Raw genomic sequence first — 13,858 nt, 5'->3', positions numbered from 1 at the left:
GCAAAAAGCCGTTACTGAGTAACGGCTTTTTGCATTAACAGAGACTAGCTCATTCGTAGCGCAAGGCGTCAGCCGGCTGGATACCGGCTGCACGCCAGGACGGATAGAGGGTGGCGAGAAAACTCAAGGCAAAGGCCGCGCCACAGATCAGCAGGACATCGGTGAGCAGCAATTCAGACGGCAGGTTACTGATAAAGTAGACATCCGAGCTGAGTACCTGCTGACCACTGAGACGCTCGATCCAACCGACCAACTGGCTGACATTCAGCGCCGACAATATGCCCAGCACGGCGCCAATCAGCGTGCCTACCATGCCTATCACCGTGCCCTGCACCATGAAGATGCCCATGATCTGCCCGGGGGTCGCACCCAGGGTGCGCAAGATGGCGATATCCCCGCCCTTGTCGGCGACTACCATGATCAGGGTGGCAATGATATTGAACGCAGCCACCGCGACGATCAGCAGCAACAGCAAGCCGATCATGGTCTTTTCCATTTTCATCGCACTGAACAGGCTGCCCTGGGTCAGCGTCCAGTCGCTGGCCCGATAGCCGTCACCCAGTTCGCTGACGATCGCGGCAGCGACCTGCGGCGCCTGGTAGAGGTCCTGCAACTTCAAGCGCACGCTGGCTACCTGACCAGGCTGCAAGCGTTGAATCTGCCCAGCATCGGCGACATGCAACAAGGCCAGCGAGCTATCCAGCTCGGCACCGACCTTGAACACCCCGACCACATTGACTGCCTGCATACGCGGCGTGATACCACCAGGCACCGAACTGGCCTCAGGCACGATCAGCGCCAAGCGGTCGCCGATCTTCAGTTGAAAGCGCCGGGCGGTAATTTCGCCGATGACCACACCGAACTCACCGGCCTGCAGATCGCTCAGGCGACCCTGGGTCATGTGCTCGGCAATGATCGACACCTGCGGCTCCAACTCGGGATCGATGCCCTGCAACTGAATCGGCTGCATCGACCCGCGGTAGGACAACATACCGTCCAACTCGGCAAAGGGCACGGCGGCCAACACTTGCGGATTGCGTTTGGCAGCCGCGGCCACCGTCGACCAATCATCCAGCGGCTCGAGCCCTGAGATAACCGCATGGGGCACCATGCCGAGGATGCGCGAACTCATTTCCTTCTGAAACCCGTTCATCACCGACAGCACCACGATCATGGCTAACACCCCCAGGGCGAGTCCAATCATCGAAGTCAGCGAAATAAAGGAAATGAAATGGTTACGCCGCTTGGCCCGGGTATAGCGGGTACCGATGTAGAGACTCAGAGGGCGAAACATCAGACGGCCACCAACTTGCCGTCTTCCAGGCGCAGGATGCGATCCATCTGCTGAGCCAGTTCCAGGTCGTGGGTCACCACCAGGAAAGCGGTGCGCGACGCGCTGCTTAATTCCCTCATCAGATCCTGAATACCCTGGGCGGTGTGATGATCGAGGTTGCCGGTCGGTTCATCGAGCAGTACCAGCCCCGGCCGATTGACCAAGGCACGGGCGATCGCCACGCGCTGGCGCTCGCCGCCGGACAGCTCCGCCGGCTTGTGTGCCAGGCGATGGCCGAGCCCGACCCGTTCGAGCAGCGCGGTTGCCCGTTGACGCGCCTCGGCTATCGGCGTACGCCCGATCAGCAGGGGCATGCAGACGTTCTCCAGCGCAGTGAACTCCGCCAGCAGGTGATGGAACTGATAGACGAAACCCAGCGAGCGGTTGCGCAGCAGACCCCGCTCTTTTTCACTCAGCGCCGACAGCTCCTCACCTGCCAGCCAGACACTGCCGGTACTGGGTGTATCCAGGCCGCCGAGCATGTTCAATAAAGTGCTCTTACCCGATCCCGAACTGCCAACGATGGCTACCCGCTCGCCGGGGTGCAGCTCCAGCTGCAGGCCTTCCAGCACCACCACCGACTGAGGGCCTTCCTCATAGCTTTTACCAAGGTTGCGACAACTCAACACCGCACGATCCTGCATAACCTGATCACTCATAACGCAAAGCCTCCGCTGGCTGGGTGCGCGCCGCGCGCCAGGCCGGATATAGGGTGGCGAGAAAACTTAGAACCAGCGCAGCGGCGCAGACCAGCAGTACATCCGCGAGCATCAGTTGCGATGGCAGGTAGTCGATGAAATAGACGTCAGCATTGAGAAAGCGCATGCCCAGAGCACGCTCCAGCGCGGCGATAGCGGCGCTGATATTGAGCGCAGCAAAGATCCCCAGCAGCGCACCAATGACAGTACCGACCACGCCGATCACCGTGCCCTGGACCATGAAAATGGCCATGATTTGCCCAGGCGTAGCTCCAAGGGTACGCAGGATGGCGATGTCGCCCTTCTTGTCCGTCACCACCATGACCAGCGTCGAGATGATGTTGAACGCGGCAACCGCGACGATCAGCAGCAACAGCAGACCGATCATGGCCTTCTCCATACGGATCGCCTGATACAGGTTGCCGTGGGTGCGGGTCCAGTCGCGGGCGTAATATTCACGCTCACCCAGGGTTTGCGCCAACTCCCAAGCCGTGCGCGGCGCCTGAAACAGATCACCGACCTTCAAGCGAATGCCCTGCACCTGGTCGGCTTGGCGGCGCTGCAAGCGCGCCAGATCCTGCACATGGGTCATCGCCACGTAACCATCGATCTCGCCGGCACCCACATGAAAGATGCCAACCACGGTAAAACGCTTTAGCCGCGGAAACATACCCGCTGGCGTTACTGTGACTTCGGGCGCGACGAAAGTGATCTTGTCGCCCAGAGTGACGCCCAGCTTGGCGGCGGCCTTGTCGCCAATGACGATGCCAAAGGCGCCGGGCTCGAGGTCTTGCAGGCGGCCTTGCTGAAAGAAATCACCAATGATCGAAACCTTCACTTCCTCAGGCGGATCGATGGCGTTGATCAACACCTTCTGCACCTTGCCCTCATGCGTGAGCAAGCCTTGCATCTGGCTGAATGGCGCGACGGCGACCACCTGCGGGTTTTCCATGGCCTTGTCGGCAAGACTGCGCCAATCATCGATGGGCGAAGCAGACTCGATAGTGGCATGCGGCACCATGCCGAGCACACGCGTGCGCATCTCATGATCGAAGCCATTCATCACCGACAGCACTACAATCATCACCAGCACGCCGAGTGCCAGCCCGATCATTGAAGTCAGGGAAATAAAAGACACGAAGTGATTACGACGCTTGGCGCGCGTATAACGCGTACCTATATATACGAACAGAGGTCTGAACATGTCGGGGGCTGATTCGCGGGAAAGAGGAACGTCCTTGTGGCGGGGCTTGGCAAGCGGCCTTACACTCAGACCACTACTGCTGCCATGGGTTCGCCATGTCGATTCAAGATGAAGATGACCGCCGCGAATACTATCGTATCGACGATACGATCGCACTGGAATTCACCCCGCTGTCCAGTGCCGAAGCCCTGGCCAGCGACGAGCTTCATGACAGCTCACCACTGTTCAACCTGCTCAGTGAACTGCACCTGCTGGACTTCGAGTCGCAGCACTTATTGCGCCATATCAGTGAGCGCGACCGCACCTTGGCCAACTACCTCAAGGTAATCAACAAGCGCATCGACCTGCTCGGCCAAGCTGTCGCCCAGAGCCTGCTGCGCGACATCGGCACACCGAGGCAGGTCTGCCTGTCCGAGGGCGGCGTGAGTTTCAGCAGCAGCCAAAACCTCGCTATCGGTAGCCATCTGGCGATCAAGATAGTGCTGATGCCGCAGGCTCTGGGCCTGCTATTGAGGGCCAAGGTGATTCACTGCCAGATGCTCTCCGAACAACAGTTCGAGATCGGCACCGAGTTCGAAGCCTTGACCGACGCGCAGCGCCAGTTACTGGCCCGGCATATCCTCCAGCGCCAAGCCTTGGAGCGCCGCCAGGCCCGTGAACAGCCCCAGCCCTAGTGACGAGAACCCTATGCCACGCCTTTTCCTTGCCCTAATAGTATTGTGCCTGTCGTTCGCCGCTAACGCCGACAGCCTGCAGATTCCCCTCGGCCAGCAAGGTGCCGCCATCGTTCAACTGCCGCAGCGCGGAGAGTCGCAGCGCTCGGTACTGGAGCGCTTCGGCCTGGCCGATGAAGAACGCCCTGCAGTCGGCAGCCCGCCGATTAGCCGCTGGGATTACCGCGAGTTCAGCGTGTACTTCGAATACGACCACGTCATCAACAGCGTGCGCCACCATCAGCCACGCATCAGCTACCCGACCAAGGAGCAACCGTGACCCTGATCTATGGCCACCGCGGCGCCAAAGGCGAAGCTCCGGAAAACACCTTGATTAGCTTCCAGCAATGCCTGGAGCATGGTGTGCGACGCTGCGAGCTGGACCTGCACCAGTCGCGCGACGGCGAGTTGATGGTAATTCACGACCCGACCCTAAAGCGCACCACCGGCCATCGCGGCAAGGTGGTCGAGCACGACGCCGCCGAACTGGCCAGCTATGACGCCCGTAAAGGCGGACCTGGCTGGAAGACCCCATGCCCTATTCCTCGCTTGGCCGAGCTGTTCGAGAAATGCGATTTCGAGCACTGGCAACTGGAAGTCAAAAGCGCCTCGAAAGCCCGCGCCGCGAAGATGGTCGAAGCGATTGCCGAGCTGACTGCGCGTTATCAGCTGACCGATAAAGTCACGGTCACCTCAAGTTCAAGGGAGGTGCTCAGCGCCCTCAAGCGCCTGACACCGCAGCTTGCCCGCGGCCTGGTGGCGGAATATGCCTGGCTCGACCCGCTTAAGGTGGCCCAGCACTATGGCTGCAGCCTACTGGCGTTGAACTGGACCCTGTGCACCCCGGAACGCCTGCTCAAAGCGCAGAAAGCCGGCTTGCATGTCTCGGTCTGGACGGTCAACGAACCGGCACTGATGCGCCGGCTGGCTGATTTCGGCGTGGACAGCCTGATTACCGACTTTCCCGGCCTTGCGGCGCAGACGCTGCAGCCAAGCTCGTAGATTGGGCCTAATGCGAAACTCGAGATGCAGCGCCCCCTGGCGCCGTTGGATGGGTTACCCGCGCTAAAGAGCAGGCAATAAAAAACCGGCCACAGTGGGCCGGTTTTTTATTGCTGCCTGGTCAGAAACTCTCCCGGTTAGGCCAGCGCCATGCCGAGGAATCACTGAACGGATCTTCCCCGACCGGCTCAGGCCACCGATCGGAGTCGTTCAAAAAAGCCGGTTGAGACCGTCGAACGCCGCTACCCGATAGGCTTCAGCCATGGTCGGGTAGTTGAAGGTAGTGTTAACGAAGTACCTGAGGCTATTCGCCTCACCCTTCTGATTCATGATCGCCTGGCCGATGTGCACGATCTCCGAAGCCTGATAGCCGAAGCAGTGCACGCCCAGCACTTCGAGCGTTTCGCGATGGAACAGGATCTTCAACATACCGACCGGCTCGTTGGAAATCTGTGCCCGCGCCATACTCTTGAAGAATGCCTTACCCACTTCATAGGGGATCTTGGCCTGGGTCAGCTCGCGCTCGTTCTTGCCGATCGAGCTGATCTCCGGGATGGTGTAGATTCCGGTCGGCACATCATCGACGAAACGCCAGCTGTCATTCTCGACGATATTGCCAGCCGCGGAACGCCCCTGATCGTAGGCTGCACTGGCCAGACTCGGCCAACCAATCACATCACCAGCCGCGAAGATATTCGACACCTCGGTACGGTAATTATGGTCGACTTCTATCTGCCCGCGGCTGTTGACCTTGATGCCGATGTTTTCCAAGCCCAGTTGATCGGTGTTGCCGGTACGGCCGTTGCACCAGAGCAAGGCATCGGCCTTGATCTTCTTGCCCGACTTGAGATTCAGGATCACCCCGTTGTCGACACCCTCGATGCTCTCGTACTCTTCGTTGTGGCGGATCAGCACGTTGGTATTGCGCAGGTGATAGCTCAGCGCATCGGAGATTTCCGCATCGAGAAAACTGAGCAACTGATCACGGTTATCGATCAGATCGACCAGTACACCGAGACCGCTGAAGATCGACGCATATTCGCAACCAATGACCCCGGCCCCATAGATAATCAGACGCCGAGGCGTATGACTGAGGGTCAAAATGGTATCGCTCTCGTAAACCCGCGGATGGTCAAAATCGACATCCGCCGGACGATAGGGCCGCGAGCCCGTTGCAATGATGATCTGCTTGGCCACCAGCTTTTCCACCACGCCATTGGCGCAGACCACGTCGATGGTCTGTTCGTCGGCAAAGCTACCCGTGCCGAAGAACAGGTCAATGCGATTGCGCGCGTAGTATCCGGTGCGCGAGGCCACCTGCTTGCTGATAACCCGCTCGGCACTTTTCAGCACATCGGGGAAGGAAAACCAGCGCGGTTCGCCGATCTGACGAAACATCGGGTTGGTATTGAATTGCATGATCTGGCGCACCGAATGGCGCAAGGCCTTGGACGGGATGGTGCCCAGGTGGGTGCAGTTGCCGCCGACCTCACGGCGGCTATCAACCACTGCCACCTTGCGCCCTGCCTTGGCAGCATTCATTGCCGCGCCCTCACCCGCAGGGCCAGAACCCAGCACCACTACATCGTAGTTGTAGACCGCCATGTTTACTCCTTCAGATCAAACCGGAGCGCTTGTGCCGCACTCTCGGCAGGGCCAGCACTGCATCAGCAGCCTGGCAATCGATACGTGATAACAGCCTGACATGCAGGCCGGCGAATGGCGATTAGCGCTTGGTCGCGTCGTAGGCGAGCTCGCGAGTATTGGTCTCGGTCGGCGAACTGTTGATCTCTTCGCACTTCTCGCGACTACCGCCGCAAATCGAGCACTCTTTCTCGATGCCCAGATTGGCAATACCGCCACAGGAACCGGCTATCGGTTTACGCCCCATGATCACACCCACTGCCATCAGCGACACCACCAACAGCATGGTGAAAAATACGATCAACCAAATCATTGTTCTTCTCCTGCAGCGAACTGCTGCTCGAAAGCCGTGGTACCCCGTGTGACGAAGCCCGTGCCCTCGCGGGTCACGAAAAACGCCGCGATGCCGGCCTGTTCAGCGTAGGCCAAGCCTTGCTCGGGCCCCAGCACCATCAACGATGTCGACAAGCCATCGGCGCGCAAGGCCGATGAATCAGCGACCGTCACCGCTGCCAGCTTGTGGGTGATGGGCGCGCCGGTGTGCGGATCAAGCGTATGCGAGTAACGCACGCCATTTTCCTCAAAATAATTACGGTAATCACCCGAGGTGGAAATACCGTAACCATCGAGTTGCAGAACTCTCTGTGCGACTCGCTGATCATCGAGTGGCGCCTCGATAGCGATGCGCCAGGGCTGCCCATCCGGCTTCTTGCCGACGGCCTTGAGCTCCCCGGTGACCTCCACCAGATAGTTAGCGACGCCCAATTCAGCTAGGCGAACGCTGATCTTATCGACCGTATAACCGGCAGCCATGCTGTTGAGATCCAGCTGCAGATCGACATCCTTGCACAGTCGCTGCCCGTCTATGCGCAAATTCCGATAACCACTGTGTCGACGCGCCTCAGCCAGCTCATCGGCGGTCGGCACCCGTTCGACCCGCGCCTGCGGACCGAAGCCCCACAGGTTGAGCAACGGCTCGATGGTCGGATCGAAAGCACCACCACTTTCCTCGGCCAACTGAAGGCCCATGCGCACAACCTCGAGCATTCCTGCGGGAGCCGCCATACAGCTACCCGCCGGCGCCCGGTTGAACGCCGAGATAACCGAGTCGTCTCGGTAGGTGGACATCTGCTGGTCGACCTCGGCAAGAATCGCCTCGGTCTCGGCCTTGAGGATCAGCCCATCGGCAACACCCTCGCCGGTGACATATTTGACCGAATAGGTGCTGCCCATGGTCGGGCCGCCGAACTCTTCGACCGTCTCAGAATGCAAACAGCCCGTTAGGGCTGCCGCAAAAGCGACAGCGATAACGGGCTGGAATACCACTAATTTCATGCCTAGCCGCCGAAGTCGTCGAGCAGGATATTCTCCTCCTCCACACCCAGGTCGACCAACATCTTGACCACGGCGGCGTTCATCATCGGCGGGCCACACATGTAGAACTCGCAATCCTCCGGAGCCGGATGCTCCTTCAGGTAGTTCTCGAACAGCACGTTATGGATGAAACCCTTCATGCCGCTCCAGTTGTCTTCCGGCAATGGATCGGACAGCGCCAGGTGCCACTTGAAGTTGGGATTCTCCGCCTGCAACTGGTCGTACTCTTCGACGTAGAAGGCTTCACGCATGGAGCGTGCGCCATACCAGAAGCTGATCTTGCGCGTCGACTTGAGGCGCTTGAGCTGATCGAAGATATGCGAACGCATCGGCGCCATGCCGGCACCGCCACCGATGAAGACCATCTCGGCATCGGTATCCTTGGCGAAGAACTCGCCGAAGGGACCGTAGACGTCGATCTTGTCGCCCGGCTTGAGGCTGAACACATAGGAGCTCATCTTGCCCGGCGGCAGATCGTCCTTGCCTGGCGGCGGTGAGGCGATGCGGATATTGAACTTCACCAGACCGACTTCTTCCGGGTAGTTGGCCATGGAGTAGGCACGGATCGTGGTCTCTTCGACCTTGGATACGTACTTCCACTGGTTGAACTTGTCCCAGTCACCGCGATACTCCTCCTGGATATCGAAGTCCTTGTAATGCACTACATGCGGAGGGCACTCCAGCTGGACATAGCCGCCGGCGCGGAAGTCGACGTTCTCGCCTTCCGGCAATTTCAGCGTCAGTTCCTTGATAAAGGTGGCCACGTTCGGATTGGACAACACCGTACATTCCCACTTCTTCACGCCGAAGACTTCTTCAGGCACCTCGATCTTCATGTCTTGCTTGACCGGCGTCTGGCAGGACAGACGCCAGCCAGCCTTGGCTTCGCGGCGAGTGAAGGCAGCTTCTTCGGTCGGCAGCATTTCGCCGCCGCCGCTTTCCACCACGCACTTGCACTGAGCACAGGTGCCGCCGCCGCCACAGGCCGACGAGAGGAAGATATTGTTGGCCGCCAGGGTCTGCAGCAGCTTGCCGCCAGCAGGAACCACAATGGTTCTTTCGCCATTGATCTCGATGCTCACGTCACCGCTGGAAACCAGCTTGGCGCGTGCAGCCAGAATAATCAGCACCAACGCCAGCACGATGCCGGTGAACATGCCGATGGCGAGAAAGATTTCGTAATTGATCATCTATTCATCCCGTCCTTACAACTGCACGCCGGAGAAGGACATGAAGCCCAGTGACATCAGACCGATGGTGATAAAGGTGATGCCCAGCCCCTGTAGACCTGCCGGTACGTCGCTGTACTTGAGCTTCTCACGGATGCCCGCCAACGCGGCGATCGCCAGAGCCCAGGACAGACCTGAACCGAAGCCATACACGGTACTTTCAGCCAGGTTGTAGTCACGCTCCACCATAAACAGAGTGCCGCCCATGATGGCGCAGTTAACCGTAATCAGCGGCAGGAACACACCAAGGGCGTTGTACAGCGAGGGCACGTACTTATCCAGAAGCATCTCGAGGATCTGCACGATGGCTGCGATCACACCGATATAGCTGAGCAGACCAAGGAAACTCAGGTCCACTTCCGGCAAGCCGGCCCAAGCCAGCGCCCCGTCTTTCAGCAGGTAGGTGTAAATCAGGTTGTTCGCCGGCACAGTGATGACCTGCACCACGACAACCGCGATACCCAGGCCAATCGCCGTCTCTACTTTCTTCGAGATGGCAATAAAGGTGCACATGCCGAGGAAGAAGGCCAGCGCCATGTTCTCAACGAACACCGCCTTGGCCAGCAAGCTGATGTAATGCTCCATTAATAGGCCTCCTTATTCGATACTTGCGGTGCCATCTTGAAGCTCGGCTGCTCGAGCTGATCTTTCTTCCAGCTGCGCAGCCCCCAGATAAACAGGCCGATCAGGAAGAATGCCGAAGGCGGCAATAGCAGCAAACCGTTAGGCTGATACCAGCCACCGTCGTTGATGACCGGAATGATTTCAAAGCCCATCAGCTTGCCACTGCCAAACAGCTCGCGAACGATGCCCAGCATGACCAGCATGGCGCTGTAACCCAGACCGTTACCGATACCGTCGAAGAACGACAGCACGGGTGGATTCTGCATGGCAAAGGCTTCGGCACGCCCCATCACGATGCAGTTGGTAATGATCAGACCAACGAACACCGACAGCTGCTTGGACAGACTAAAGGCATAGGCCTTGAGCACCTGATCTACCACGATCACCAGCGAGGCGATGATCACCATCTGCACGATCATCCGAATCGAGCTCGGTATCTGACTGCGTATCATCGAGATGAACAAGTTGGAGAACCCGGTCACCAAGGTCAGGGCAATCGACATCACCAAGGCGGTTTTCAGGTTCGAGGTGACCGCCAAAGCGGAGCAAATACCCAGAATCTGCAAACCAATCGGATTGTTGTTGAAGATTGGATTGAGCAGGACTTCTTTAATAGTCGGCTGCGACATGATCAAGCCTCCCCTGCGCGCAAGTTAGCGATAAACGGACCGAAACCATTCTGGCCAAGCCAGAACTTCAGCAGATTGTCCACTCCCTTGCTGGTCAAGGTCGCGCCGGCCAATGCATCGACCTGATGCTGCGCATTCGGGCTTTGTGGGTCGACGCCGCCTTTGACCACCGCAACGGCAAGTTTGCCGTCCTGGTCAAACAGGGTCTTGCCTGGCCACTGACCTTTCCACTTCGGGTTATCCACTTCGCCACCAAGGCCCGGGGTCTCGGCATGCTGGTAGAAGCCCATGCCTGCCACGGTATTAAGATCACCCTTGAGTGCAATGAAACCGTACAGCGTTGACCACAAACCGTAGCCGCGTACTGGCAGAATCACGGTATCGACCTGGCCATCCTTCTCCACCACATACACCGTGGTGTAACGCTCCAGGCGCTTGATCGAAGCGATATCCTGCTCACCCGGCAGAACACTGGAAAGCTTGGGGTCCTTCGAGGCTTTCAGCGGATCGAAGGTGACGGGATCCTTGGCATCGGAGAACTTGCCGCTTTGCAGATCCACGAGCTTGGCGCTAATGGTGCCCTTGAACATGCCTTTGACTTGCGCACTCGACATACTCGCATCGCCCAGCCCGGCGATGGCCAGGATGCTGCGCTGTTTATCCAGCAGACGGTTGTCCACCTGGATCGGCTTGAGCGCCACAGCAGCACCGGCGACGAACACCGAGCACACCAGGCAAACCAGCAGGGCCACCGTCAACGTGCGTGCGGTAGATTCTTTTTGACTAGACATTGCGTGCCAGCCTCCGCTTGATATTGGCTTGAACGACGAAGTGGTCGACCAGCGGTGCGAACAGGTTGGCGAACAGAATCGCCAGCATCATGCCTTCCGGGAACGCAGGGTTGACCACGCGGATCAACACCACCATGACACCGATCAAGGCACCGAAAATCCACTTACCGGTATTGGTCATGGACGCCGACACCGGGTCGGTGGCCATAAAGAACATACCGAAGGCAAAACCACCGACCACCAGATGCCAGTACCACGGCATGGCGAACATCGGATTGGTTGCCGAACCGAGTGTATTGAACAGCAGGCTGAGACCGATCATGCCCAGCATCACGCCGGCGACGATGCGCCAGGAAGCGATCTTGGTAATCAACAGTACAGCGCCGCCAATCATGATCGCCAGCGTACTGGTTTCGCCCAGGGAACCATGGACGGTGCCGAGGAAGGCATTCAGCCAGGTGATCCCATTGCTCAGTACATTCTCGATACCGCCAGCGGCGGCCAGGCTCAGCGAAGTCGCGCCAGCGAAGCCGTCGACCGCAGTCCAGACCGCATCACCCGACATTTGCGCCGGGTAGGCGAAGAACAGGAAGGCACGGCCGGTCAGCGCCGGGTTGAGGAAGTTCTTGCCAGTACCGCCAAACACTTCCTTGCCGATCACCACACCGAAGCTGATACCCAGCGCCACCTGCCATAACGGAATGCTGGGCGGCAAAATCAGGGCGAACAGCACGGAGGTAACGAAGAAACCTTCGTTGACTTCATGCTTGCGGATCGAGGCAAACAGCACTTCCCAGAAACCACCGACGATGAAAATCACCGCATAGACCGGCAGGAACCAGGCGGCGCCCTGGACAAAGTTGTCCCACAGGCTGTTCGGGTCGAAACCGGCCAGCGCGCTGATCAAGGCAAAGTGCCAACCTTCCTGGGCCGCCAACAGCTCGGGGCTCTGGGCGAAAATCAGGTTGGCCTGGTAACCGGTGTTCCACATGCCGAAGAACATCGCCGGGAAGGTACACAACCAGACAATGATCATCATGCGTTTGAGGTCTATGCCGTCACGCACGTGGGCCGTGGTTTTGGTCACGCTACCGGGGCGATACAGGAAGGTGTCGACCGCCTCGTACAAGGCGTACCACTTCTCGTACTTACCACCCTTCTCGAAGTTGTGCTCGATCTTGTCGAGGAATTCGCGAATACCCATGGGTTAACCCTCCTTCTCGATACGGGCGAGGTTATCGCGCAGGATCGGGCCGTATTCATATTTGCCGGCACAGACATAGCTGCACAGCGCCAGATCTTCTTCGTCGAGCTCGAGACAGCCAAGCTTCTGGGCCATTTCGGTATCACCAACGATCAAGTAGCGCAGCAGCTGCGTCGGCAGCACATCCAGCGGCATCACTTCTTCGTAGTTGCCGACCGGCACCATGGCGCGCGGGCTTCCGTTGGTCGTGGTGGAAAATGCGAATTTCTTCGCCGCCGCCAACTTGGAAACAAAAACATTCAACACCGAATGCTTGTTCACCCCGGCGCGCAGGTAATGCAGCATCTCGCGGTCATCACCCTCTGCCAGGCACGACACCTGCAAGTGATAACGCCCCAGATAGGCAAATGCACCCTGCGCGGTACGCCCGCCAAGTACCGAACCGGAAACCACGCGGTTAAAGCCAGACTGCAATTGACCTGCGGTCAGCTCATCCAGACTGGCGCCCAGGCGAGTACGCAAGAGACGTGGCTGCTCAACCACTGGACCCGCCAGGGCGACAACACGCTCGACCCACAACTGCCCGGTCGCGAACAACTTGCCGACGGCAATCACGTCCTGATAGTTGATCGTCCAGACACTCTTGCTGGCACTGACCGGGTCAAGAAAGTGGATATGGGTGCCTGGCAGACCAGCCGGGTGCGGACCGGCAAACACCTCGGTCTGCACCTTGCTCAGTTGCTCACCCGGCAGGCTGCTGTTAGCGGCCTTGCACAGGAAGATCTTGGCCAGATTGCTCAGCACCTTGAGGCCGTTTTCGAAATCAGCGGCATATTCGCCGATGACCACCGCAGGATCGGCCGCCAATGGCTGGGTATCCATGGCTGCGACGAAAATAGAGCTAGGGACTGCATCTACTGCAGGCACCTTGCTGTATGGACGAGTGCGCAGTGCAGTCCAGAGACCAGACTGCAGGAGGTTTTCACGCACCTGCGTGTCACTCAAACCGTCCAACTGGGTCAGCGGATAGCTGGCGAAGGTCACTTGCTCATCGCCGTCCAGGTCGATCACCAGCGATTGCAACAAACGCTTATCACCACGATGAATCGCACTGACCACCCCGGCGCCAGGCGCAGTGTAATCAACCCCTGCCGACCTCTTATCGGAGAACAGCACTTGACCGAGTTTGACTCGATCTCCGACCTGCACCTGCATCGTCGGCTTCATATCGTGATAATCGAAGCCGACGATAGCGACACTGCGCACCGGCCTTGCAGCCTCGATACGCTGCGCCGGCGCGCCTGTTATGGGCAAATCAAGCCCATGTTTCAATTTGATCATAGGTTTGCCTAACCACTGATTTATAAGCTTTTTTTAGAATACGGGCGGCATCTGGGTGCTTAATAGCCAGAC

The 13,858-nt window shown here is 58.5% G+C and carries 15 protein-coding genes; 3 read left to right on the top strand and 12 right to left on the bottom strand.

Features of this window, described 5'->3' with window-relative positions; all coding sequences use genetic code 11:
- Nucleotides 1-49: 49 nt before the first annotated feature.
- From LJY18_RS20360 to LJY18_RS20350, 3 genes are read right to left on the bottom strand one after another with little or no spacing between them, the layout of a single operon-like run.
- On the bottom strand, nucleotides 50-1,294 hold the full coding sequence (locus LJY18_RS20360) for a lipoprotein-releasing ABC transporter permease subunit (RefSeq protein WP_238043917.1): 1,245 nt from the start codon (nucleotides 1,292-1,294) through the stop codon (nucleotides 50-52).
- Nucleotides 1,294-1,977: a lipoprotein-releasing ABC transporter ATP-binding protein LolD gene (gene lolD, locus LJY18_RS20355; RefSeq protein WP_238044176.1), complete on the bottom strand. Its 684-nt coding sequence runs from the start codon at nucleotides 1,975-1,977 to the stop codon at nucleotides 1,294-1,296. The genes LJY18_RS20360 and lolD overlap by 1 nt, the downstream gene beginning before the upstream one ends.
- A 7-nt stretch (nucleotides 1,978-1,984) precedes the next feature.
- Entirely contained in the window at nucleotides 1,985-3,235 is a 1,251-nt protein-coding gene (locus LJY18_RS20350; protein ID WP_238043915.1) for a lipoprotein-releasing ABC transporter permease subunit, read from the bottom strand.
- 95 nt (nucleotides 3,236-3,330) lie between these two features.
- Here LJY18_RS20350 and LJY18_RS20345 point away from each other — a divergent pair, with 95 nt between their 5' ends.
- From LJY18_RS20345 to LJY18_RS20335, 3 genes are read left to right on the top strand one after another with little or no spacing between them, the layout of a single operon-like run.
- Nucleotides 3,331-3,909: a PilZ domain-containing protein gene (locus LJY18_RS20345; protein ID WP_238043912.1), complete on the top strand. Its 579-nt coding sequence runs from the start codon at nucleotides 3,331-3,333 to the stop codon at nucleotides 3,907-3,909.
- Between the two features lie 13 nt (nucleotides 3,910-3,922).
- A complete protein-coding gene (locus LJY18_RS20340) occupies nucleotides 3,923-4,228 on the top strand; it encodes a phosphodiesterase (protein WP_238043910.1) in 306 nt (101 codons plus the stop codon).
- Nucleotides 4,225-4,950, top strand: a complete 726-nt coding sequence (locus LJY18_RS20335) for a glycerophosphodiester phosphodiesterase (protein WP_238043908.1) — start codon at nucleotides 4,225-4,227, stop codon at nucleotides 4,948-4,950. Before LJY18_RS20340 ends, LJY18_RS20335 begins: the two co-directional genes overlap by 4 nt.
- A 210-nt stretch (nucleotides 4,951-5,160) precedes the next feature.
- Here the strand turns inward: LJY18_RS20335 and sthA are convergent, their stop codons facing one another.
- From sthA to LJY18_RS20290, 9 genes are all read right to left on the bottom strand, one after another.
- Nucleotides 5,161-6,555, bottom strand: a complete 1,395-nt coding sequence (sthA, locus tag LJY18_RS20330; protein ID WP_238043907.1) for a Si-specific NAD(P)(+) transhydrogenase — start codon at nucleotides 6,553-6,555, stop codon at nucleotides 5,161-5,163.
- Between the two features lie 121 nt (nucleotides 6,556-6,676).
- Nucleotides 6,677-6,907 (bottom strand): (Na+)-NQR maturation NqrM, encoded by a 231-nt coding sequence (gene nqrM / locus LJY18_RS20325; RefSeq protein ID WP_238043905.1) that lies wholly within the window; start codon nucleotides 6,905-6,907, stop codon nucleotides 6,677-6,679.
- Entirely contained in the window at nucleotides 6,904-7,929 is a 1,026-nt protein-coding gene (locus LJY18_RS20320; protein WP_238043904.1) for an FAD:protein FMN transferase, read from the bottom strand. Before LJY18_RS20320 ends, nqrM begins: the two co-directional genes overlap by 4 nt.
- Nucleotides 7,930-7,931: 2 nt before the next feature.
- Nucleotides 7,932-9,158 (bottom strand): NADH:ubiquinone reductase (Na(+)-transporting) subunit F, encoded by a 1,227-nt coding sequence (gene nqrF, locus LJY18_RS20315; RefSeq protein ID WP_238043903.1) that lies wholly within the window; start codon nucleotides 9,156-9,158, stop codon nucleotides 7,932-7,934.
- 15 nt (nucleotides 9,159-9,173) lie between these two features.
- Nucleotides 9,174-9,782: an NADH:ubiquinone reductase (Na(+)-transporting) subunit E gene (nqrE, locus tag LJY18_RS20310; RefSeq protein WP_238043901.1), complete on the bottom strand. Its 609-nt coding sequence runs from the start codon at nucleotides 9,780-9,782 to the stop codon at nucleotides 9,174-9,176.
- Nucleotides 9,782-10,456, bottom strand: coding sequence for an NADH:ubiquinone reductase (Na(+)-transporting) subunit D (locus LJY18_RS20305; protein ID WP_238043899.1), 675 nt, complete (start codon nucleotides 10,454-10,456; stop codon nucleotides 9,782-9,784). Before LJY18_RS20305 ends, nqrE begins: the two co-directional genes overlap by 1 nt.
- Nucleotides 10,453-11,241: a Na(+)-translocating NADH-quinone reductase subunit C gene (locus tag LJY18_RS20300; protein ID WP_238043897.1), complete on the bottom strand. Its 789-nt coding sequence runs from the start codon at nucleotides 11,239-11,241 to the stop codon at nucleotides 10,453-10,455. Before LJY18_RS20300 ends, LJY18_RS20305 begins: the two co-directional genes overlap by 4 nt.
- The gene (locus LJY18_RS20295; RefSeq protein WP_238043895.1) at nucleotides 11,234-12,445 is read right to left on the bottom strand and encodes an NADH:ubiquinone reductase (Na(+)-transporting) subunit B; all 1,212 of its coding nucleotides are present in this window, start codon (nucleotides 12,443-12,445) and stop codon (nucleotides 11,234-11,236) included. Before LJY18_RS20295 ends, LJY18_RS20300 begins: the two co-directional genes overlap by 8 nt.
- Before the next feature lie 3 nt (nucleotides 12,446-12,448).
- Complete coding sequence (locus LJY18_RS20290) at nucleotides 12,449-13,786, bottom strand: Na(+)-translocating NADH-quinone reductase subunit A (protein ID WP_238043893.1); 1,338 nt, start codon at nucleotides 13,784-13,786, stop codon at nucleotides 12,449-12,451.
- Nucleotides 13,787-13,858: the final 72 nt, after the last annotated feature.

Origin of the sequence: Pseudomonas sp. MMS21 TM103 (assembly GCF_022132145.1) — a bacterium.
Classification (GTDB): domain Bacteria; phylum Pseudomonadota; class Gammaproteobacteria; order Pseudomonadales; family Pseudomonadaceae; genus Aquipseudomonas.
Note: the sequence above shows the minus strand (reverse complement) of the source record. Positions and strands in the feature narration are given on the sequence as shown.